Here is a 22,753-nt window from a genome sequence, read left to right as displayed (position 1 = left end):
GGGGTTCCACGGTCCGACCGCCCAGGTGACCGCCGTCCGCCCGCCCGAGCGAGACCGCCTGCACGAACCCGTCCGTTCGCCTGAGCACGGCCGACCGGGCAGCCGCCGAGCGGTTGCCCGACGCCAGCGGGATGCCGCGCCGCAGCGCCCGGCACCGCGCCGCCGCCCCGTGCCGAACGAACAGCGAGCGTGCGGCGCCCGTTCGTCGTGCCCGATCCGAGGAGACCGTTGTGACTGTTCTGCCACTGCGTGCCCACGCGTGGCCGCGTCCGGCCGACGCGGCGCCGCAGGCACCGTGGGACCCTGCGTTCCCGCCCGCTGCCCGAAGGGGGGTGGCGCGGTGACCACCGATGTCGAAGCGGCCACCCCCGGTACGGGACGGGGCGATGACGCCGCCGCGTTCACCGGACTCCGGCTGATCGAGGCCGTGACGGGACCGGTCTCGCCCGCCGACGTACGCGATGCCGTCTCCGAGGCTCTCGGCCCGCAGTTCCCGGCGGCGGCATGGCACACGCTCGACGGCCCGGACGGCCTGCCCCGCGCCATCGGCATCCGGATCGCCGGCCATCGCGTCCACCTGGACCTGGAACCGGCCGCGCCCGCCCGGCACCGCACCCTGGATCCCGTCGTACCGGAGCCCGCGCTCTGGCGGACCGCCGTGCTGACCGACGCACCCACGGGCGTCGCGCTGCCCGAACCGGTGCGGGAGATCGTCACGGCGGTACGGGAACGGGCCGACCGGCTCACCCGTGAGGAGGTCGACGCCGTCTGGTCCGCGATGCCGCTGCTGCGTCACTTCGCGGACCAGGGACCGGTGGTCGGCGACTGGGCGCTCGTCTTCCGCGACCACTACGTCGAGAACAGCGTCGGCTTCCTCCTCGCGGCGGAGCGGGCGGGCATCCCGCGCGAATGGATCTACGCACTGGCCAAGGGGGACCGCACGGCGGGCCGGCACCGGGTGCACGCCTGGTTCCGCGCCCGGGGCTACCGCAGTGCCCTGCTGGACAACTCCGTCATCGACGGAACCGCCCCCGGCCAGGAGGTCGCGGCCGCGCGACGGGTGGCCGCCGACGTGGACCGCTTCATCGCCGCCGCCCACCGCGCCGGACGCCGGGTGCTGGTCATCGACGACGGCGGGCTGCTCGCGCGTTCCGCCGGACCGACCCGGCTGGTGAGCGAGCCGGTGGACGCCGTGGTCGAGCTGACGGTCAGCGGGCTCAAGCGGATCGGGGCCGGACCGCTGCCCTCCATACCGGTCTTCAACGTCGCCCGCTCCCAGCTCAAGAGCCTGCTGTCGTACGAGGAGATCGCCGACTCCTGCCTCCGGCGGCTGCGCGAGATGCTGCCCGGTCAGAAGTTCATCGGGCGCCGCGTCGTCGCCGTCGGGTTCGGCACGCTGGGTGCCCGGCTCGCGCGCCGACTGCGCTCCCTGGGCTGCCGGGTCACCGTGGTGGACCAGGACACCCTGGCGCTGATCCAGGCCGCCGAGCAGGGCTTCGAGACCGAGCCGACGCTCCCCGCCGCGCTGCGGCGCTGCCGGCCCTTCCTGGTGACGGGCAGCACGGGCGAGCCGCTGCTGCGCCCGGAGGAGCTGCCGCTGCTGCCCGACGGGGTGCTGCTGGCCGGTTTCGCCACCAAGGACTTCAGTCTCCTGAGCACCGGGGGCGCGGGCACCCCGGAGCACACGCTGACCGGCGTCGGCGTCCGCTACCGCCTTCCCGGCGGCGGCCGGGCCACCCTCCTGGGGGACGGCCGCTCGCTCAACCTCTTCGAGTACGAGGGCATCCCCAACTCCGGCTACGACGCCTACCGGGCCGGCACGCTGATCGCGGTCCGGGAGCTGTGCCGCCGGGCCGACGAGCTCGCCCCGGGCGTGCACGTGCGCGAGGTCGACGAGGCCGTCCGGGCGGCGGGCCTGTTCGAGACCTACTACGACACGTACGTCGCCGAGGCGCCCGCCGACCTCACCCGGGACGCCCCGCACGCGGCGGCGGAGGGGCAGGCCCGCCCGTGACCGGGGGAGGACACGCCTGTGTCGTCGGGTACGGCAGCGTGGGGCGGCTGCACGCCGAGGTCCTCACCCGGATGGGACTGAAGGTCAGCGTGCTGGACCCGGACCCGTCACGGCCCCCCGGCCCCTCGGTGTCGTGGTGGCGGAGCATGAGGCAGGTCCCCGACGTGCGGGACGTCGACGTCTGGGTGGTGTGCACACCGACGCACACCCACCTGCCCGTCGTGGCCTCGGTGCTGGCCCAGGACGCCGCGGCCCGCATCGTGGTGGAGAAGCCCGCCTGCCGCGCCGCGGAGACCACCGCGTTCACCGAACTGCTCGCCACGCTGCCGGCGGCCAGGGTCGTCGTGATGAACCAGTACCGGGAAGCCTCCGTGCTGTCCTCGATGGCGCGCCTGGTCGCCCGCGAGGCGCCCGGCGAACCCATCCGGGCACTGCGCGTCGTGTTCGCCAAGGACCGCAGGCCCGACGTCGCCCGGGGCCGCTTCGTCGACCGGGACCACGGCGTCTTCGGGTACGAGTGGCTCCACATGCTCGCGGCGCTCGGGCACTTCCTGCCCGCCTCCGGCTACGACGCCTATCTGCACGGCCCCGTGGCGCCGGGCTCGCTGCGCGTGGCGCACGACCCCGATCTCGTCCTCGCCGCCGCGCACGAGCGCACCACGGTGCGCGGCGTGGCGGTGGAGCTGTTCTCCACCGTCGCGGGCGAGGGGGCCGAGGCCGCGCTCCCGCGTCCGGCCTGGACGCGGGACTACCCCACGGCCATCGGGGAGCGGCAGCGCCTGGTACGGGTGGAGACGGCGTCCGCCCACTTCACCGCGGAGCTCGAACCGCTCGGCGGCCCCGCGCACGAGCAGGTCCGCCGCGACGTGCACCGGATCACCGTGCGGACCTCGGCCGGAGACCGCCGGCTCGAAGTCGTCGACCCGCTCATCAAGAACGCCTGGACCGGGATGCTCGCGTCCCTGTCGGGCGTCACCTGCCCGCCGCCCGACCTGCGCACGCTGCGCCGGATCGCCTCCCTGATCGGCACCGTGTGGCCGTGGGCCGCCGATCCGGCCCTGGTCGGCGCCGAGCGGACCGGCCGTCCGTCCGGCCTGGCCGTCGAGCCCGTCTTCTCGCCCCGACAGGAGTCCGCATGAGCCAGGTGTGTTTCGTCGTTTCCGAGGACGAGTTCGAACGCCACTTCCTCCAGCAGCCGTTGGACGTGCTCAACGCCGCGGCGGTCCTGCGGCAGGACGGGGTGGGGGTGAGCCTGTGGGACCGCCGGCTCCACCCGCTGCCCGCCGGCGGGGACACCCCCGACCTGGTGGTCGTGGTGACCGCCGTCGCCGACCGGGCGCAGTGCTACCCCCTGGACCTCGGTCCGGTGAAGGAGACGGTGGCCGCGGTGCGCGAGCTGTGGCCCGGCGTGCCCGTGCTCGCCTGCGGACCGCACGCCACCCACCTGCCGCAGGCGTGCCGGCGCGAACTGGGCGTGGACCACGTCGCCCGGGGCGAGGCCGACTCGGCCGCGGTCCAGGCCGTGCGCGACATCCTGCACCGGCGCGCCCTCACTCCCGTGCTGCCCGCGGCCGGCACCTACCCGGACCTTCCGGTCGACCAATGGCCGCTTCCGGCCTACGAGTTGACGGACCCCCTCGCCTACACGGCCGAGGTCGTGGTCGACGGGCGGACCCGCCGGGCGGCCTGCGGGCTGGTGATGGGCGTACGCGGCTGCAGCTACGGATGCTCCTTCTGCCACCTGCCCTTCGGTGCCCGGATGCGGGACCGGCCGGTCGAGCAGACGCTGGCCGAGACCGCCGCGCTCCAGGCGCGCGGCACCGAGTCGGTGTTCTTCCTGGACTACGTCTTCGGCCTGCACCGGACCTTCTACGACGAGCTGTGCGGCGGCCTGGCCGGCTCCGGCCTCGAATGGACCGGCCAGACCCGTGCGGAGGTGGTGCTGCGCACCGACGTCCGGCGCTGGGCGGACGCCGGCTGCCGGGGCATGTGGCTCGGTGCGGAGTCCCCTGGGGTCGCCGACACCGGAGTCGGCAAGCGGGTGCCGCCGCAGAAGGTGTCCGAGGCCATCCACAAGCTGGCGGACGCCGGCATCAAGCCCTTCGCCTTCGTCCTCCTGGGACTGCCCGACGACCCGGCCTGCGCCAGCGGCGAACTGGTGGACTGGGCGGCCGGGCTGCCCGCGGACTTCGGACTCAACCAGCTCGTGCTGCGTCCGGGGACCACGCTCTACGACCGGCTCGCCCCCGACTACAACGACGGGCGGACACCCGCCTCGTGGGCCGAGGTCGCCGAGGTCACCCGGCGCTACCGGCAGGCGTATCCGACGGACCTGGACGCCCAGTGGGACCGGCTGACCGCCCTGCCCAACTACCTGGGCAACGCCATGGCGGCCGCGTGAGGCCCGCCGTGCTCCGGCCGGCCGCCGTGACTCCCACCGGCGTCGGACCGGTCGGCCCGGTCCCCGCCGTTCCCGTTCCCGATGCCGAGGAGAAGGACAGCCTGTGCGCGCGTTGCTGATGTGCGGTCTTGGACCGAGCTACGTCAATCTCGACTACCTGCGGGGATCGCTGTTCGACACCAGCGGCACCGGCCGTGACGCCCGCACGCGTGCCATGCTGGAGCGCGGGGGCTGCGCGGACCTGGACTTCACCGACTTCACCTACACCGCCGACGGCGGGCAGCGGACCCTGTGCCGCCCGCGGACCACGTCCGTGCCCCACCTGACCACCTTCACGCTGGAGGCGATCCTCCAGGAGGCGGACCAGGACTACGCGCGCGTCGACCTGGCCGGGGTGTGGTCGGGCCAGGCCGTCCTGCCGCCCGGGGACTTCGACGTCGTGCTGCTGTCGACCACCTACATGTGGAGCAAGGCCATCTTCGCCCAGGTGATCGACTGGATCGCCGAGCGGCTGCCCTCCGTCCCCGTCGTCTGCGGCGGCCAGTACACCAACCTGAAGTTCCTCCAGGTGATGTCGGACTTCCCCGGCGTGACCGCGGTGGTGCGCGGTGACGGCGAGCAGGCCCTGCCCGCCGTGCTGAAGGCGGTGGGCGCGAACCGCTCCCTGGAAGCCGTCCCCGGCGCCGTGTGGCGCGACGGCGAGCGGGTCCGGGTGAACCCGCTGGAGTACCTGGACCTGGAGGCGCACCCCTCGCCGCGCCTCAAGGGCCGGGTCCCGATCGTCCCGTACGAGTCGATGCGCGGCTGCCCCTTCGACTGCAAGTTCTGCTCGTTCCCGGCGGCCTCTCCCAAGTGGCGTTACAAGTCCGCGGAGAAGATCCGGGACGACTGGATGGCCTACGCGGCCGAGAACGACGCGCAGATGATCTCCGCGATGGACTCCACCTTCACCGTCCCGCCCACCCGGCTGCGCAAGCTGCTGGAGCTCCTGCCGGCGGCGGGGGTGCGCTGGGAGGGCTTCAGCCGCGCCAACACCGTCGACTCCGCCGCGCTGGTGGACGCGTTGCTGGAGGCACACTGCTACAAGCTGCACATCGGCTTCGAGGCGATGAGCGACGAAGTCCTCAAGCTGATGAGCAAGCGGGTCACCGCGAAGCAGAACCGTCGGGCCTTCCACGCGCTGCGCGAGAGCGAACTCGGCTACGTGATCTTCTTCATGATCGGGTACCCGGGGGAGACGCCCGAACTCTTCGGTGAGACGCGGGACTTCCTCATGCAGGAGTACTCCGGCCACTTCATGCTCAACTTCTTCTCGATCTCCGACGAGACGATGCCGCTGTGGCAGGACCGGGAACGCCTGAAGATCGAGGTCGAGGACCCGGACGACACCCACACCTGGTGGTCGCACATCGGGATGAACAGCGACGACGCCCGGGGACTGCAACTGGACGCGCTCGACGGCATCCGCGAGCAGAACGACGACGCGGTGCTGCTGCTGTGGCAGCACCAGTTCGACCACTGGCTGATGCCGGAGCGCAGCCGCCGGGAGAACCTGCGGGTGGAGAAGTGCATGGAGCGCATCGCCCTGGCGCCGCGGGTGCACACCGACGTCGACACCGGGGCGCGCCAGATCCACCAGCAGATGCGCAGGCTGCGCGACCTGGGCGTGGAGCCCACCGGCGCACGGGCCTTGGCGGCGCGGGCACTGGCGGGCGCCCGCTCGTGAGCACCACGGGCGAGGGCGGGACGGCACGAGGGGAGTGGGAGCGGTGAAGGACGGGGAAGAGCATGTGGGCATATCGACCGTGGTGCGCGTCGGAGACACGGTGCGCCGCCCGCCCGGCCCGTGGACGCCGGCGGTCCAGGGGCTGCTGACCCACTTCGAGAGCGTCGGTTTCGGCGCCGCCCCGCGGGCGCTCGGCTTCGACGCGCAGGGGCGTGAAGTCCTGGAGTACGTCGAGGGCCACGTGCCGCAGGGCCCGGAGGTGGCGGAACTGCCGGACCGCGCGGTGTTCGAGGTCGGGCGCCTGATGCGCCGGGTGCACCGGGCCGCCGAGGGGTTCTCCCCGGAGCCCGCCCGCTGGGCGTACGAGCCGGCCACCTCGGGTGCGGAGACGGTCGTGTGCCACAACGACATCGCACCGCGCAACACCGTCTTCGTGGACGGCCTCCCGGTCGCCTTCATCGACTGGGAGGCCGCGGGCCGGGAGATCCCGGAGTGGGATCTGGCCCAGGCCGCCTGGCAGTTCGCGCCCCTGACGGACGAGCGCGGTTGCGAGGCCCTCGGGTGGCGGACACCGCCGGACCGCGGGCACCGCCTCCGGCTGCTGGCCGAGGGGTACGGGCTGCCGCCGGATCGGCGCGCGGGCCTGGCCGGGCTCGCCGCGGCCCGGATCCGGTTCACGCTGGACCTGGTCCGGCGGCGGGCGGCGGAGGGTGAGCCCGGCTTCGTCCGGCTGGTGGAGTCGGGCGTCGCCGACGGCATCGAACACGACGCCCGGTGGACCGAGGCGCACCGGGACGAGCTCACCGCGGCACTGCTCTCCGGGAGCCCGCTCTCCGGGAGCGCGCTCGCGGAGGAAGCGCCCGAGCCGGCCGACCTGTCCGCCTGAGCGTCGGAGCGCCCCCATCAGCACGATCGGTAGGAAGGACAGGATGCTCAGATTCGGCATCATCGGAGCAGGAGTGATCGGCGGGGTCCACGCCCGGACCCTCGCCCGGCTGCCCGGACGGGCCACCCTGGTGGCCGTCGCGGGCCACCGCCCGGACCGCGCCCGCGCCCTGGCGGCCGAGCACGGTTGCGCGTGGCACGCGACGACGCGGGAACTGCTCGACCGGCCCGACCTGGACGCGGTGGGCATCTGCGTGCCCAGCGGCCTGCACGCCGAGATCGGCGAAGCCGCCCTGCGGGCGGGCAAGCACGTCTTGGTGGAGAAGCCCCTCGACGTGAGCCTGGAGGCGGCCGACCGGCTGATCGGGGCGGCCCGGTCCACCGGGCGCACCCTGGGGGTCGTCCTCCAGCACCGGTTCGACCCCGCCGCCAGGTTCCTGCACGACTCCGTCCGCGAGGGCGCCCTGGGCACCCTCACCTCCGCGCACGCGGAGGTGCCGTGGTGGAGGTCGCAGGGCTACTACGACTCCGGGCAGTGGCGCGGGACGCTCCGCCTCGACGGTGGCGGAGCGGTCATGAACCAGGGCATCCACACCCTCGACCTGCTCCAGTGGATCATGGGCGAGGCGGTCGAGGTGACGGCCCGTACGGCGCTGCTGGCCCACCGGGGCCTCGACGTGGAGGACACCGCGGCGGGGGTGATCCGCTTCGCGAACGGCGCGCTGGCCACCGTCCTGGCGACGACGGCGGCGTACCCGGGGCGCACCGCACGGCTGACCGTCCACGGCGACCGGGGCTCCGCGGTCCTCGACGACGACCGGATGGCCTGGTTCCACGCCCGCGCGGACGGCGACACCGGGGACGGGTACGGCGCGTACGGAGCCGGCGACCAGAGCGCCGACCTCCCGCTGCGCCATGACGGGGAGCGCGACCCCACGGGCATGCCCGGCACCCCGCACCGCGACCAACTGGCGGACTTCTGCGACGCCGTGGAGCACGGACGGCCCCCCTCGGTGAGCGGGGAGGAGGCACGCCGCTCACTCGCCCTGACGCTCGCCCTGTACGAATCCGCGCGCACGGGACGGGCCGTACGCCCGAACGCACCCGGCGCGCCGTGAAGGAGACCTCGATGACCAGCCCAGAACTCGCCGACCTGCTCTACGGCGACTACTCCGAGACGGACCCCCGCGAGGCCCTGCGGGCCATGGCGACCGTCCCGGCCATGAAGGACCCGCGCAGCGGGGCGCTCTTCGTGACCGGCTACGACCTGGCCCGGGAACTCCTGACGCACCCGGGGCTGACCAGCGCCACCCTGCGCGACCCCCTCGCCGGCACCGGTCTGACCGACGAACAGATCGCCCTGCACCGGCCGGTGCGGGACTTCGTCGCCCTGTGGCCGGTGTTCAGCTCCGGCGCCTACCACCAGGACATCCGCTCCCGCATCCGTCCGGCTCTCGACCGCAGGAACGTCACCTCCCTCGTCGCGGAGCTGGCAGGCGACTGCCGGGACCTGCTGACCGGACTCCGGGACCAGGGCGGGGAGTGCGACTGGATCAGCGAGTTCTGCCGCCCCTACTCCCTGTCGATGCTGGCCCGGCTCTTCGGCACCAGCACCGACCACATGACGGACCTCGCCCGGGCGACGGACGGCCTGATGGCCTATCTGGCCAAGCCCAGGTCGTACACCGACGACGACCTGGCGCGCGAGGCGAACGCCGCGCTGGACCGAGCCCGCGCCGAGGTGCGCGAGCACATCCTGGACCAGGCCGAGGGCGAACTCGCCGTGATCCTGCGGGACATCGCCGCCGATCCCGGGCTGGGGCACGACGTCGCGGTCGCCGTGACGGCGCAGATCGTCACCGGCACCCTCGACCCGCTCGCCGCCATCCTGACCGAGATGGTCATGCGGGGCGGCGAGCAGATGGCGACCGTCGCCGGTCCGGAGGCGGAATCCGCCTCCGCGCTGGGGGAGTTCACCGACGAGGTGCTCCGGATCAGCTGCCCGTTCCGGTTCGCCCCGCGCTACGCCCTCCAGGACATGGAGATCGCCGGCCACCAGGTCGGCGCCGGGCAGCGGGTCATGCTGATCCTCGCGGCCGCGAACCTCGACGCCACGGTCTTCCCCGACCCCCTCGCCTGGCGGCCGGGCGCCCACGAGGCCCGCCCGCTGGCCTTCGGCGCCGGCTCCCACTACTGCGTCGGCGCCGCCCTGGCGCGCGGCGCGACGGACGCCCTGTGCCGGGTCCTCGTGACGGAACGCATCCAGGTGCGCCACGACCCCGCCACCTTCAAGCGGGCCGCGCCGCTGGGCGCCGACCGCATCCTCGGGCTTCGCGTCCGCATCCACTAGTAGGTGCCGGAGCCTGTGCCGGAGCCGGTGCCGTCGCCGGCCGTACTGAACGTCGACCCCGGGCCCCTCGGGTCCGCGGGGAAGGAGTCGCCCCTCATGCCCAGTCCCACCCCCGCCCCACCCGTGACCTCCCGGGGCAAGCCCGTCGAAGCGCCCGACCGCGACGGCGACCGCATCGCGGGGCTCTTCGACCGTGCCGCGGCCACCTACGACCGCGTGGGCATCGACCTCCTCCCCACCGCGGGCCGCCTCCTGGTGGCGCACGCCCGGGTCGCCGAGGGCGAACACGTCCTGGACGCCGGGTGCGGCACCGGCGCGAGCCTCTTCCCGGCGGCCCGCGCGGTCGGCCCCCGGGGCAGCGTGACGGGCATCGACCTCGCCCCGGCGATGGTCGAGCGCGTGCGGCAGCAGTCCGCCGAGCACCGACTGCCCTGGCTGCGCACGTACGTCGCCGATGTCGAGGACCCGCACCGCGCGGCCCTCCACGCGCCGGCCGGCGGCTTCGACGTCGTCACGGCGGGCATGCTGGTCTCCTTCCTCCGCCGACCCGACCGGGCCTTCCGCAGGTTCCGGTCGGTGCTGCGTCCCGGCGGACGGCTGGCGCTCTCCTGGTGGGGCCCGGAGGCGCCCGGCTGGGGCCGCGTGGTGGAGGCGACCAGGCCCTTCGGCCCGGGCACGCGCGAGGAGATCGAGACCGCCGTCCCGGGGCAGAGCCCTCCGCTGACCCCGGAGCTCGTCCGCAGGCTCGCCGACGAGGCGGGTTTCGCCTCCGTCGAGCTGTACGAGGAGCGCCTGGAGGCGACCTTCCGGGACACCGACCACTGGTGGACGTGGACCTGGTCCACCGCCGCGAGGGCGTTCTGGGAGAGCGTCCCGCCCGATCGCCTGCCGGCCGCCCGCGCCGCGGCCGAGAGCGCCCTGGCGGCGCTGCGCGCGCCCGACGGGACCCTGCCGTACGTGCTCACGGCGAACTTCGCCGTCTGCCGGCGCTGACGACCGCAGGGAATGCCGTCCGGCTGCGCCGCTTCACGGAAACCTCCGCGCGAAAAACCTCCGCACGCAAAACCTCCGCGCGCAAACCGCTACGTTAAATTGCGTCGATCGTCGGTGGATTTCCGAATTCCCCGGGCCGCGCACCGGGCGCGGTGCTTTCGCGTGCCCGATTCCGGTGGGACCATCGAATTCGGGGAATTCAGAGAAATTGCCACTTCGGGTCTTGCCCGTTCGGCGCCCAGGGTTCTACAGTTTGGACATCCGGTCAGCCGGACCGGGAGATTGAGGCACAATCAATCCGTGCTTCCCCTCACCACACGACCTGGTGCTGTTGCGGCCTTCGGCCGGCCGCCGGTCTCCGGCGGCTCTTCCCGAGGAAATCGAGGAAATCGCCGTATCCGCGACAGAATCCGGTCCGCGGTCGCGAGGAAGCCTTTTCAGAAGGGAAACGTCATGAACAACTTCGACGACATCGACATCACCGAGCTGTCCGACGAGGAGCTGGACGACATCGTGGGCGGCCAGTTCTCCGTGAGCGCCAGCTGCGTCATCTGACGACGGTACCGCTCGGCCGGGCGGTGATCCCGCCCGGCCCACCGCGGCGGACCTGAGTCCGTGCCGGGCCCGCCGGGGAGGCGCGAACACCGCGTCCGCGTCTCGCCGGCGGGACACACCAGTACCGGCGTGTGCCGGGAGTCCTTCCCGGCGCACGCCGGTGACGTGCAAGGAAAGGGACCGGGATCGATGACCGGTGAATCGCGCTTCCGGCCCGAGGCGCTCGAACACCACCGCAGGCGCGATGGTCTCGGGCCGGTCCTCGGCCACCCTCCCGCCGCGCCCCGGCCCGTGGGATTCGCCGAGCGGATGGCGGCCGTCCGTGAGCGACTTCCCGGCCGCTCGGCCGCCAGGCGGCTGTCCGTCTGCTTCCAGACGCAGGTCAGCGACTGCGGCCCCGCCGCCCTGGTGACGGTGCTCCGGCACCACGGCATCGACGTGTCCCTGGACGCGGTCCGCGCCCGGGCCGACTCCGGCCGCAACGGCGCGTCGGCCCGCACCCTGTTGGAGATCGCCCGCGAGTACGGCGTGAAGGGCCGGGGCGTGCGCGCCGACCTGGACGCCCTGCGGCGGCTGCGGCCCGGCGCGATCCTGTTCTGGAACTTCAACCACTTCGTGGTCCTGGAGGGCGCCGGCAAGGAGTACGTGGACGTCGTCGACCCCGCGTACGGGCGACGGCGCCTCAGCAGGGCGTCCGTCGCGGAGTCCTTCACCGGGGTGGCGCTGGAGTTCGAACCGCCCCTGGACGGGACGACCGCGGCCACCCGCGGCACGGAGACCGGCAGCCCCTGGCGCCGGTTGCGCCAGTTCCTGCCCGGCCGCCGGGAACTGGTCCTCCTCCTGGCGGCCTCCGCCGGACTGATGGCCTTCGAACTCGCGCTGCCGCTCACCGCGGGGATCCTCGTCGAGCGGGTGGTGCCGGACGGCTCCACCGCCACCCTGTGGGGCGCCGGGGCGTTGCTAGCCGGGCTCGGAGTCCTCTTCTTCCTCCTCCAGCTGGCCAGGTCGGTCCTGGTGGCCAAGCGCCAGGCCGTGATCGAGAAGCGGCTCACCCTCGGGATCGTCAGTCACATGGCGGACCTGCCCTACGACTTCTTCACCGTGCGCAACTCCGGTGACCTGGCGATGCGGGCCCGTGCCAGCAACGTCCTCATCCAGGTGCTGAGCGTGACCGCCGTCTCGGCCGTGCTCGACAGCGTGCTGGTGGTCGCGTACCTGATCGCGATCGTCCTGACCAACCCTCCGATGGCCGCCCTGGTCGCCGCCCTGGTCGCCGTCCAGGCCGGCCTCCTCGTGATCACCTGGCGCCGCCAGACGGAGCTGAGTCAGGAAGTCCTCGAACGCCAGACCAAGGCGCAGGAGGAACTGGTGGAGATGCTGGAGAGCATCTCCTCGCTGAAGTCCAGCGGCCTGGAGGGCCGGGCCGCGGAACGCTGGTCGCACACCCTGGTCCACGAGGTCAACAAGCGCCTGGGCGCCCGCCGCAACCTCGCCCTCTTCTCCTCCCTCAGCCGTACGGTGCAGTTCGGCGCCCCCCTCGCCGTCCTGCTCGTGGGGATCTGGCTGGTGCTGACCGGCCGTGACTCGCTGGGGGAGGCCATGGGTTTCATGACGCTGACGATCGCCCTGTTCATCCCGCTGGAGGGGATGTTCGACGCCGGTTCCCAGCTCGCCGCCGTCCGGCCCACCCTCGCCCGGCTCGACGACGTCCTGCGCGCCGCCCCCGAGCCGCGCGGCGCCCTGGTCGGCGCGGGCGTCGCCGAGCCGGGCCGGATCGCCGCGAGCGGGGTCTCGTTCCGCTACCCCGGCGCCCCCCGGCCCACCCTCAGCGATGTCGAACTCGACGTCCAGCCGGGGCAGTTCGTGGCCATCGTCGGCCGCTCGGGATCCGGCAAGTCCACCCTGGGCATGCTGCTGGCCGGGCTGTACGTCCCCACCGGCGGCACGATCACGGTCGACGGCATGAGCCTCGGCGAACTCGACCGGCCGACGTACCGGCGCCGCATCGGCTACGTCAACCAGAACGCCCACCTCTTCGGCGGCTCGATCCGCGACAACATCCTGCTCGGCAGCGAGGACATCAGCGAGGCCGACCTGAAGCGCGCCGTCCAACTGGCGCACATCCACGGGGAGATCAAGGTGATGCCGATGGGCTACGACACCCTGGTCGCCCCCGGCGGGCACGGGATGTCGGGCGGCCAGCGGCAGCGGATCGTCCTGGCCCGGGCGCTGGCCAAGCAGCCGAAGCTCGTCATCCTCGACGAGGCGACCAGCGCCCTGGACCCGGCGCTGGAGGAGGCCATCATGCGCGACCTGCTGGCCGCCGGGATCACCGTCGTCGTCATCGCCCACCGCCTCACCGTGCTGGACGACGCCGACCAGGTCATCGTCATGCGCGACGGCCGGATCGTCGAGGCGGGCCCGCCCGCCGCCCTCAAGGAGAGCGGGGAGGAGTACCTGTGCCTGACCTGACCCCCGCCCGGCCGGCGCCCGGCACCCCCGTGCCGCTCACCTACGAACAGGACTGGTTCCACGCGAAGACCCGCACCAGCGCCTGGGCCCACAAGAACGTCCGGCTGAGCTACGAGATCCTCGGCGACCTCGACACCGACGCGCTGCAGACCGCCGTCCGCGCCTTCGTGGTGCGGCACGACGCCCTGCACCTGCAACTGCCGCCGGACCCGGGGCCGAGCCCCCGGCAGTGGACCCGGCCCATCGGCGCGGGGGAACAGGTCGTCGAGTGCCAGAAGATCGGCGCCGGCTCGCCCGAACAGTTCTCCCGCTATGCCTCGGCCCTGCTCTCGCGCGACTGCGTCGCCCCGTGGCAGTACGGCGAGCAGCGGCCGTTCGCCATCCGGCTGCTGCGGTACGACGAGGGCCGGCACGCGCTGCTCGCGACCTTCCAGAACCTCGTCTTCGACGGGCGGGCGCACCACCTGTTCGGCCACGAGGTCTGGCGCGACTACGAGGCCGCCCGGCGCGGTGACCCCGTACCGGAGAGTGCTCCGTCGTTCGTGGAGGCCGCCGCCCGGCAACGGGCCGGCACCACCGAGGCCCGGCGGGAGCGGGCCCTGGCCGACTGGCGGGGGCGCCTCGGGTTCCTGGCCCGCACCCCGTGGGCGCGCCCGGACACCGCGGCGGGCACGGCGACGGCCGCCGCGACGGCCGCCGAGAGCGGGCGGCTCCGGGCCGAACTCGACGCCGGGACCACCAGGGCGCTGCGCCGCGCCTGCGCGGAACGCCGCCTCAGCCTGCTGCAGTGGACGGTCGGCTCCTTCGTCCACGCGCTGGCCTCCCGCACCGGCCGGACCGAGGTGGGGCTGTGGACCTCCATGGACTCCCGGCCGTCCAGGGACCGGGACGTGGTCGGGATGTTCGCCGGCTCCTGCCCGCTGACCGTCGCCGACGCCGGCGGCGACCCCGACGCGGTACGGGCGCAGGTCCGCGCCCAACTGCTGAACGCGCTGAAGCACCAGCGGCTGACCGCCGAGGAGATCTCGGCGCTGACGCGGGAGACCGAGGCGCAGTACGGCGCCCCGGTCAGCCGGGACCTCTACGTGAACCTGCGCAGGTTCGAGGGCGACTACGCGAGTTCCCGGGACACCGGCCCGCTGCGGGTCACCGCCGACGCCCACGCACTGCGCCGGATCGCCTTCACGGACACCCACGCACTGCACCTGCGGTGCGCCGAGTTCCGTGACCGGCTCCTCATCGGCCTGCTCTTCGACGGGCGGCGGGTGGCCCGGCCGCTGGCGCAGACGCTCCTCGACGACGTGCTCGCCGCGGCCGCCGCCACCGCGCGGACGGCCGGCCAGGAGCGCGAACCCGCCCACTGAGCAAGCCCGTTCCGCTCCTCACCCACCCCAGGAGGTGCCATGCCCCCCGCCCCGATCGACGCCGTACTGGCCGCGGCGAGCGAGGTGTTCGGCCGGCGGGCCGAACCGACCGACGACTTCTTCTCCCTCGGCGGCGACTCCGTCGCCGCGGTCGAACTCGCCGCCGAGCTGGAGGAACGCCTGGGCATCGAGGTCGACAACGAACTGGTCGTCGCCCTCCCCGACCTCGCCGCCCTGGCCACCTCCCTCGCCGCCATGCTCGCCGAAGCGGCCCCCGCCCTGTCGACACCCGAACACTGAGGAACCATGCGCCCCCACCTCTGGGACCCGTGGGCCACCGCGCGGACGGCCCCCGACCGTACGGCCGTCGTCGCCGACGACGAGACGTACACCTTCGCCGAGCTGACCAGCCGCGCGGACGCCCTGGCGGGCGCCCTGCGGGCCCGGGGCGTTCCCGACGGCACGATCCTGTCCACCGACATCCCCACCGGGCCCCGCTTCTTCGCGCTGGTCCTCGCCGCGCTGCGGCACGGACACGGCCTCTTCCCGATCGCCCCGAACCTGCTGGCCCTCCCCGAGGGCCCGTCCCTGCTGACGGACGCGGGCGTTGCGCTGCACCTCACCACGGGGGCGCCGACGGCGGGCGGACCGGCCCTGCCCTGCCCCGTCGTCGGCGACGACGACCTGCTCGCCGGGGTGGCCCACGCGCCGGCCATCCCCGCTCCGGCCCCGCCACCCGCCGCGGGCCACCTCGTCTTCGCGACCTCCGGCACCACCGGCCTCCCGCAGGCGGTCGTCCGGACCCGCCCCAACCGGCCCTACAAGGGGGTGGCCGTCGCCGAGCGCTACGGCGCCGGCCTGAGCCGGGGCCCGCACCTGATGGCCAATCCCACCTACCACCTCGGCACGCTGGGCCCCGCCCTGTACGCCCTCCAGGCGGGCAGCGCGGTCGTCGTCCAACGCACCTGGTCCACCAGCGGGTTCGCCGAGCTGGCCGACCGGTACGCGGCGGACAGCGTCATGCTCAGCCCGGACCGGCTGACCGATCTGGTCACGGCGGGGCAGGCCCCGCACCGGCGGTTCCAGGTGGTCTTCCACGGCGGCGCGGCCTGCCCGCCGGCGGTGAAGCGCGCGGCCATCGACCTGTTCGGGCCGGTCCTGCACGAGTACTACGGGACGTCGAAGAGCGTCCTGACCGAGATCACGGCTCCGGAGTGGCTGGACAAGCCCGGTTCGGTCGGCCGTCCGCTGCCCGGGATCCGCATCGAGGTCACCCGCGACGGCCGGGCGCTGCCGCCGGGGGAGGTCGGGGAGATCGGGATCCGGCTGCGCGCCGCCGACCGGGACCCGTCCGAGGCGCCCGTGCACGCCACCGGGGACGTCGGCTTCCTCGACGCCGACGGCTACCTGTTCGTCATCGGCCGGGCCGGGACCCCGCAGGAGCTGCGCACCGCCCGACTCGAACACGAGATCCGGCTGCTGCCCGGCGTCACCGACGCGGTCGTCCTCGGCGACCCGGCCCCGGTCTGCTTCGTGGAGCACGGCGACGGCCGCGCGCTCCCCGACCCGGTTCCCGCCATCGAGGCCTCGGCGCGCCGGATCGGCCTGCCCGCGCCCCGGGTCGTCCTGTCGGCCTCCGGCTCGCTGCCCCGCACCCCCAGCGGCAAGATCCGGCGTGCCGAACTCGCCGGTGTCGCAGCCGGTTTCACCGGGGCCGGGGCCGGGGCCGGGGCCGAGGGCCGCGGATGACCGCGGAGCCGCAGCCCGGGACGGCCCACGACTGGCTCGTGCGCCATGCGCGGCACCGGCCCGACGCGGTCGCGCTGACCTGTCTCGACGGGGACGCGGTACGCCGCCTGAGCTACCGTCAGCTGCACGCTCTCGTGGCCTCGGTCGCCGCGGCGCTGCCCGCCCTCGGGGCCCGCCCGGGCGACCGGATCGTCCTGGTGCTGCCGAACGACGAGTCCTTCGCCGCCGTGCTGCTGGCGGCCGTCGGACGGGGGATCGTGCCGGTTCCCGCGCCCACCCCGGCGACCACGCGGACCGAGGCGTTCGGCCGGCGGCTGCGGGGCATCGTCGCCGACTGCCGCCCTGCCCTGGTCCTCACCACCGCGTCCTGGCGCGACGCGATCCGCACGGCGCTGGGGGACCTCGACGTCCCCGGCGGGGTGCACAGCTGGCCGGACCGGGCGGTCCGGGACACCGGTGCTCACCCGCCGGACGCCCCTGGGTCCGACACTCCCGTCTTCGCGCCCGACGCCCCCGCCTTCCTGCAGTACACCTCGGGATCGACCGGCTCCCCCAAGGGAGTCGTCATCAGCCACCGGGCGCTGCACGCCGCCTGTGCCCAGGCCGCGCTCGTCTACGGCGAGGGCCCGGAGGACGTGGCCGTGACCTGGGTGCCGCTCCACCACGACATGGGGCTCGTCACCGGAGTCCTCAGGCCGCTCTACAGCGGCTACGCATCCGTCCTGATGCCGCCCGAGGCGTTCGCCCGCCGTCCGGGAACCTGGCTGTCGGCCATCACCGCCCACGGCGGGACGCTGTCCAGCGCGCCCGACTTCGCCTACGCGCTGTGCGCCCGCAAGGTCACCGACCGCGAGCTGGCCGCCCTCGACCTGCGCACCTGGCGGGTCGCCCGCAGCGCGGGCGAGGTGGTGCGGGCCACCACGGCCGAGCGGTTCACCGCGCGGTTCTCCGCAGCCGGATTCTCCCCACGGAGCCTGTGCCCCTCCTACGGCATGGCGGAGGCCACCCTCACCGTCACCACCTGCACCCCGAGCCGCCCGCCGGTCCGGCTGGCCGTGCGCACCGACGCCCTGCGGGCGGGGGAGGTGGTTCCGGCCGCGCCGGGGGCACCCGCCACCGTCCTGCTCTCCTCGGGAACGCCGTTGCCCGGCACCGAGGTGCGGGTGCGCGACACGGCCGCCGGGCCGGACGACGGCCCGCGCGTCGGGGACGTCGTCATCCGCGGGCCGCAGCTGTTCAGCGGCTACTGGCCGGCGGCGGACCGCCCGACCGGGTGGCACGCGACCGGGGACCGGGGGTTCACCCATGACGGCCACCTGTTCGTCGTCGGCCGGGCCGATGACGTACTCGTCCACCACGGCAGGAACTTCTACCCGGCGGACATCCTCGCGGCCTGTGAGGACGTGCCGGGCCTGCGGCCCGGGCGCTGCGCCGCCTTCGGTGTCGAGGACGGGGAATCCGGCGGCCGGGTGTGCCTGGTCGCGGAGGTGGCGGACGGCCCCGGCACGCCCCCGGCCATCCAGGTGGCCGCCCAGGTGCGGCGGCGGCTGGCGGTCTCCGTCGACCTGTACGTCTCCGAGGTCGTCCTCCTGCCCCGGGGCGGGCTGCCCGTGACGACCAGCGGGAAGGTGCGGGTCGGCGAGACGAGGCGGCGCCTCGCGCGGGGGACGCTTCCCCGCCTGTGACGCCCTGCGCGGCCACGCGCGGAAGCCCCCGAGGAAACCACCAGCGGACAGAACCAGCGGACAGACCAGCGGAAGAAGAGGGAAGAGGAACCGTGCACGCTCCGACACTGGCTCAGTGGGTCGGCGACCCCGCCGCCTTCACCACCGCGTACTGGCGCCGCCGGCCGGGTGTCTTCCGGCCGGACGGGGGAGTGCGCAGCCCCTTCGCCCTGGCCGACGTCGACGCCGCGCTCGCCACCGGTTTCCTGCCCGAGCCCTACGTGGAGATGACCCGCGCCGAGGACCCGCTCGGTCGTGACGACTACCTGACACCGCGCGCGGTCCACGAGTCCTCGTACGGGGGGTTCGCCGACGAGAAGAAGATCCGGGCCCTGCTCGACGACGGCGCGACCCTGCTGATGCGCCGGATCGACCAGTGGCACGGCCCGACCCGGGACCTGCTCGCGCGGCTCTCCGCCGAACTCCAGCGGGCGGTGGAGGCGTTCTGCTTCGTGACGCCTCCCGGTACCCAGGGGGTGCCCCTGCACCGCGACGACGCCGACGTCCTCGTCCTCCAGCTGAACGGGAGCAAGTCCTGGCGCGTCCACGAGGGGCCGGCGGACGGCAACTGGCGGCACGGCCGGGTCGACGGCGAGCCACCGGCGGAGGTGCTGCGGGCCACCCTGCACGCCGGCGAAGTCCTCTACATCCCCCGGGGCTTCGCCCACCAGGCCGTCGGCAACGAGGGCCTCTCGGTGCACCTGTCACTGACCATCCGCGAGATCCACATGGGCGACCTGTTCCGCAGCCTCCAGAAGCTCTCCGCCAAGTCCATGACCATCGAGACCCGCCCGCTGGACGACGCCGCCGTCCTGGCCGCGGCCACCGCGATGCTGGAGCACGTCCGCGCCGCCGTCGCCGACCTGACGCCCGAGGACCTGGTGCGCCACGCGCGGCGCCGGAAGCTGGCCGCCCTGCCCGCACCGCGCTCGCCGATCTCCCTGACCGCCGTGGCAGCCGGGCACGACGGCCCGGCGTGACCCGGTGCGGCCCGGCGGGCCCCGGCGTGACCCGGCGTGACTCGGAGTGACCTGGCGACGTCGCCGAGCCCGGTGGGCCAGGCCTCCTCCCTGAGGCGTATGACCTCCTTTGATGGGCGTACGATCGGTTCCTCCCGGTGGTGGATGACGGATCATCAGGTCGGCGGGAAGGCTTGGTCGTCAGGGGTGGGCGGGGGCCTGCCACGGGCGAAGGGGGAGAGATGGCGCGTCGTAGGGTTTGCGTGCTGGTGACGGCGGTCTGTCTGGCACTGGCCGCGCCGGTCGCCTCGGCGGCTGCCGCCGACACCGGTGCCGGCGGGGCGACCGGCGCGGTCAAGGACAGGCGCGAGGCGCGGGCGGCGGCGCTGAGGGCGGTGACGGGGGCCGGCGCGGTCGCGGCGATCGCCCAGGTCAGGGACGACGGCGGGCTCTGGCGGGCGGGCTCGGGCGTCGCCGACCTGGCCACCGGTACCCCGGTGCGGACGGACGGGCGGTTCCGCGCCGGGAGCATCACCAAGATGTTCACCTCCACCACCGTGCTCCAGCTGGTGGGGGAGGGGCGGGTCGGCCTGGACGAGCCGGTCGAGCGGTACCTGCCCGGGGTGGTCCCGAACGGTGCGCGCATCACCGTCCGGCAGCTGCTCAACCACAGCTCCGGCCTTTGGGATCCGACCAACGAGAAGGGCGGGCTGTTCCCCGACTCGACCGACGTCGACGCCGTCCGGGCCTGGCTGGACCAGGGCGGCCTGACCCGTACGATCACCCCGGAGCAGGTGGTGGCCGCCTCGGTGGCGCACGCGCCCAACTTCCCGCCGGGCACCAGGTTCAGCTATTCGAACGTCAACTACACCCTGCTCGGCATGATCATCGAGCGGGTGACCGGGCACGGCTACGCGCAGGAGATCGGCGCGCGCATCCTGCGCCCGCTGGGGATGAGCGGGACGTACTTCCCCGGGACGGCCACCGATCTCCGGGGCCCGCACGCGCACGGCTACGTGACGCTGGTCGAGGGCCCGGGCCCGGCGGACCGGAGCATCCGGGACGTCACGGTGGCCAGCGTGTCCTGGGCGAACTCGGCGGGCGAGCTGATTTCCACCCTGGACGACCTGAGCCGCTTCGAAAAGGCCCTGCTGGGCGGCCGGTTGCTGTCGCCCGGGCTGTTGCGGGAGATGAACACCACCATCCCGGTGGAGGTCGACGGCCGGCCCACGGGCCTGGACTACGGCCTGGGGCTCGCCCGGCTGCAGCTGTCCTGCGGGCCGGTCTACGGGCACGACGGCGGGGTGCCCGGCTACAGCTCGCAGCTGTGGAGCTCCGGCGACCGACAGGTCGCGATGTCCGTCACCACCAACGGCGACCTGAGCCAGATCACCGCGCAGCTCGTCGCGGAGGGCGCCTTCCTGGAGGAGGCCTTCTGCGGCACCCACCAGGCCACGGCCGGTGTGCAGCCGAAGCTCGGCTGAGGTGCGACGCGGGCACGGCTGATCCTCCGGCGTGGGGGGGGCGGGCCCCCCCGGGGGCGCCCCCCCCCCCCCCCCCCCCCCCCCCCCCCCCCCCCCCCCGCCCCCGGGGGGGCCCCCCCCCCGGCCCCTGGGCGTGACGGTGTGGTGCCTGTCGTGGGGGGCCGGGGGGGGGCCGGGGGGGGGCCCGGCGCGGGGGGGGCGCCCCCCCCCCCCCCCCCCCCCCCCCACGCCCCGGGCTACCCGCGCAGCTCCAGGCCGTCCTCCCGGTCGAGGCGCAGCCCCGCCAACTCGGCCGCCGACAGGGCGAGTCCGGCCGCCGCGGCCGAGTCGCGGACGGAGGCCGGCCGGCGTGCGCCGGGGATCGGGATCACGACGGGTGCCTGGGCCAGGTGCCAGGCCAGGCAGACCTGTTGCGGGCTGACGCCGTGCGCGCGGGCGAGCGCGTGGAAGGGCGTGTGCGGCGTCGGCGCGGTGCTTCCCGGATCGTCGACGGCGCTGAGCGAGATCCCGCCGAGCGGGCTCCAGGGCAGGAAGGCCAGGCCGAGTTCGGTGCAGAGGTCGAGGGTGTCCCGGGTGGCGGGGTGTGCGGGGGAGAAGCGGTTCTGCACCGAGACCAGGCGTGGGCCGAGGATCTCCCGCGCGGTGCGGATCTGCTCGCGGTCCACGTTGGAGAGGCCGACCATCCGGATCGTGCCGGCCTCGGCCAGGTCCCGCAGCGCGCCGACCGAGTCGGCGAAGGGGACGGCCGGGTCCGGCTTGTGCAGCTGGTAGAGGCCGATCGCCTCCACGCCGAGCCGGCTCGCCGAGGCCTCGGCCGCGCGACGCAGGTGGCGCGGGTGGCCGTCGACCGTCCACGATCCGTCGCCGGGGCGGCCCCGGCCGCCCTTGCTCGCCACCAGCACGTCGTCCGCCCCGTTGCCGTAGGTCGCCAGTGCGCGGGCGATCAGCCGTTCGTTGTGGCCGAGTTCGCCGGCGTGCCAGTGGTAGCTGTCGGCGGTGTCGATCAGCCGCACGCCCGCGTCGAGCGCGGCGTGGATCGTGGCGACGGCCTGCTCCTCGTCGGGGCGCCCTTCGACGGAGAGCGGCATCGCGCCGAGGCCGATGGCGCCCACCGCGATGCCGCCGACGGTGCGTGCGGCGGTGTGCGCAGTCGTGGTCCCCGTCATCCCCGGGCCTCCTCGACGACCAGCGGCAGCCAGTCGGAGACCGAGGAGAACCGGAACCCCAGGCCGGCCGCCCGGCCGGTGTCCATGGTGTAGCAGCGGTCGAAGGAGAACGGCGAGTGCGGCCCGTCCGTCCCGACGTGCAGTGTCGGCTCGATGCCGGTCACGCTGCCGATCGCCGCGCACAACTCCCGTGCGTCCAGCGTTCCGTGGGAGGCCGCGTTGACGGGCCCGGTGAAGTCCGCCGTCGCGGCCCAGGCCAGGAAGCGGGCGATCTCCGGCTCGTGGACGAAGGACGCGGGCTGCGGCGCGGCGTGGACCGCCACCGGCAGGCTGCGCTCGACCCGCTCGACGTAGTGGGCCAGGCGCCCGGTGAAGTCCGCGCCGCCCAGGACGTGCGCGGTGCGGACGGCTGCGACGTCGAAGGGCGCCTGTCGGGTGAGCAGTGCCTCCGCCTGACGCTTGCCCTCGCCGTAGTGGTCCGCCCGGAACCGCTCGTCCTCCCAGGGCAGTTCCAGGTCCACCGGCCAGGCCGACGGGTCGACGGCCTCTTCCGTGAGGGCCGCCCCGCCCGGCCGGCCGAGCTCGGCGTAGACCTCGACCGTCGAGGTCAGCACGTAGCGCCGGGTGCGGCCGGCGAAGACCCGGGCGGCGACGGCCGCTTGGAGCGGCGAGTAGCAGACCTGGTCGACCACGACGTCGAAGCACCGGTCGGCGAGCGCGACGCGTAGCGCGGCCTCGTCGTCGCGGTCGGCGCACAGGTGGGTCACACCCGGTGGTGCGGGCGTCGATCCGCGGTTGACGACGGTCACCGCCGCACCCGCGTCCGCCAGTTCCTCGACCAGCCGCCGCCCGAAATGGCGGCTTCCCCCGATCACGCACACGTCCATGCCGCGGCCCCTTTCCCGGTCCGT

General features: G+C 74.3%; 17 protein-coding genes. 15 read left to right on the top strand and 2 right to left on the bottom strand.

Features of this window, described 5'->3' with window-relative positions:
• Positions 1–340: 340 nt before the first annotated feature.
• From ACIOJE_RS04570 to ACIOJE_RS04500, 15 genes are all read left to right on the top strand, one after another.
• A complete protein-coding gene (locus ACIOJE_RS04570) occupies positions 341–2,014 on the top strand; it encodes a hypothetical protein (RefSeq protein WP_400773270.1) in 1,674 nt (557 codons plus the stop codon).
• Positions 2,011–3,153, top strand: a complete 1,143-nt coding sequence (locus tag ACIOJE_RS04565) for a Gfo/Idh/MocA family oxidoreductase (protein WP_400773268.1) — start codon at positions 2,011–2,013, stop codon at positions 3,151–3,153. The genes ACIOJE_RS04570 and ACIOJE_RS04565 overlap by 4 nt, the downstream gene beginning before the upstream one ends.
• Positions 3,150–4,415 (top strand): B12-binding domain-containing radical SAM protein, encoded by a 1,266-nt coding sequence (locus ACIOJE_RS04560; RefSeq protein ID WP_400773266.1) that lies wholly within the window; start codon positions 3,150–3,152, stop codon positions 4,413–4,415. Before ACIOJE_RS04565 ends, ACIOJE_RS04560 begins: the two co-directional genes overlap by 4 nt.
• 103 nt (positions 4,416–4,518) lie before the next feature.
• Complete coding sequence (locus tag ACIOJE_RS04555) at positions 4,519–6,141, top strand: B12-binding domain-containing radical SAM protein (protein WP_400773264.1); 1,623 nt, start codon at positions 4,519–4,521, stop codon at positions 6,139–6,141.
• 43 nt (positions 6,142–6,184) lie between these two features.
• A complete protein-coding gene (locus ACIOJE_RS04550) occupies positions 6,185–7,027 on the top strand; it encodes a phosphotransferase (protein WP_400773262.1) in 843 nt (280 codons plus the stop codon).
• A gap of 43 nt (positions 7,028–7,070) precedes the next feature.
• The gene (locus ACIOJE_RS04545) at positions 7,071–8,144 is read left to right on the top strand and encodes a Gfo/Idh/MocA family protein (RefSeq protein ID WP_400773260.1); all 1,074 of its coding nucleotides are present in this window, start codon (positions 7,071–7,073) and stop codon (positions 8,142–8,144) included.
• A gap of 11 nt (positions 8,145–8,155) precedes the next feature.
• Positions 8,156–9,376 carry a cytochrome P450 gene (locus tag ACIOJE_RS04540; protein WP_400773259.1) on the top strand — a complete coding sequence of 407 codons (1,221 nt, stop codon included), beginning with the start codon at positions 8,156–8,158 and terminating at the stop codon, positions 9,374–9,376.
• 96 nt (positions 9,377–9,472) lie between these two features.
• On the top strand, positions 9,473–10,369 hold the full coding sequence (locus ACIOJE_RS04535) for a class I SAM-dependent methyltransferase (RefSeq protein ID WP_400773258.1): 897 nt from the start codon (positions 9,473–9,475) through the stop codon (positions 10,367–10,369).
• Positions 10,370–11,113: 744 nt separating this feature from the next.
• Positions 11,114–13,396: a peptidase domain-containing ABC transporter gene (locus tag ACIOJE_RS04530; RefSeq protein ID WP_280682502.1), complete on the top strand. Its 2,283-nt coding sequence runs from the start codon at positions 11,114–11,116 to the stop codon at positions 13,394–13,396.
• A complete protein-coding gene (locus tag ACIOJE_RS04525; RefSeq protein WP_280682500.1) occupies positions 13,384–14,760 on the top strand; it encodes a condensation domain-containing protein in 1,377 nt (458 codons plus the stop codon). The genes ACIOJE_RS04530 and ACIOJE_RS04525 overlap by 13 nt, the downstream gene beginning before the upstream one ends.
• 39 nt (positions 14,761–14,799) lie before the next feature.
• Positions 14,800–15,060, top strand: a complete 261-nt coding sequence (locus ACIOJE_RS04520; protein ID WP_280682498.1) for an acyl carrier protein — start codon at positions 14,800–14,802, stop codon at positions 15,058–15,060.
• Between the two features lie 6 nt (positions 15,061–15,066).
• Positions 15,067–16,509 carry a class I adenylate-forming enzyme family protein gene (locus tag ACIOJE_RS04515; RefSeq protein WP_400773255.1) on the top strand — a complete coding sequence of 481 codons (1,443 nt, stop codon included), beginning with the start codon at positions 15,067–15,069 and terminating at the stop codon, positions 16,507–16,509.
• Complete coding sequence (locus ACIOJE_RS04510; RefSeq protein ID WP_400773253.1) at positions 16,506–18,194, top strand: AMP-binding protein; 1,689 nt, start codon at positions 16,506–16,508, stop codon at positions 18,192–18,194. Before ACIOJE_RS04515 ends, ACIOJE_RS04510 begins: the two co-directional genes overlap by 4 nt.
• A 92-nt stretch (positions 18,195–18,286) precedes the next feature.
• The gene (locus ACIOJE_RS04505; protein ID WP_400773252.1) at positions 18,287–19,213 is read left to right on the top strand and encodes a JmjC domain-containing protein; all 927 of its coding nucleotides are present in this window, start codon (positions 18,287–18,289) and stop codon (positions 19,211–19,213) included.
• Positions 19,214–19,434: 221 nt separating this feature from the next.
• A complete protein-coding gene (locus ACIOJE_RS04500) occupies positions 19,435–20,676 on the top strand; it encodes a serine hydrolase domain-containing protein (RefSeq protein ID WP_400773250.1) in 1,242 nt (413 codons plus the stop codon).
• Positions 20,677–20,912: 236 nt separating this feature from the next.
• Here ACIOJE_RS04500 and ACIOJE_RS04495 read toward each other — a convergent pair whose 3' ends face one another.
• Positions 20,913–21,842, bottom strand: a complete 930-nt coding sequence (locus ACIOJE_RS04495) for an aldo/keto reductase (RefSeq protein WP_400773249.1) — start codon at positions 21,840–21,842, stop codon at positions 20,913–20,915.
• On the bottom strand, positions 21,839–22,729 hold the full coding sequence (locus ACIOJE_RS04490) for a reductase (protein ID WP_400773247.1): 891 nt from the start codon (positions 22,727–22,729) through the stop codon (positions 21,839–21,841). The genes ACIOJE_RS04495 and ACIOJE_RS04490 overlap by 4 nt, the downstream gene beginning before the upstream one ends.
• Between the last annotated feature and the right edge of the window lie 24 nt (positions 22,730–22,753).

It is taken from the genome of Kitasatospora sp. NPDC087861 (assembly GCF_044742585.1).
Lineage (GTDB): Bacteria > Actinomycetota > Actinomycetes > Streptomycetales > Streptomycetaceae > Kitasatospora.
Note: the sequence above shows the minus strand (reverse complement) of the source record. Positions and strands in the feature narration are given on the sequence as shown.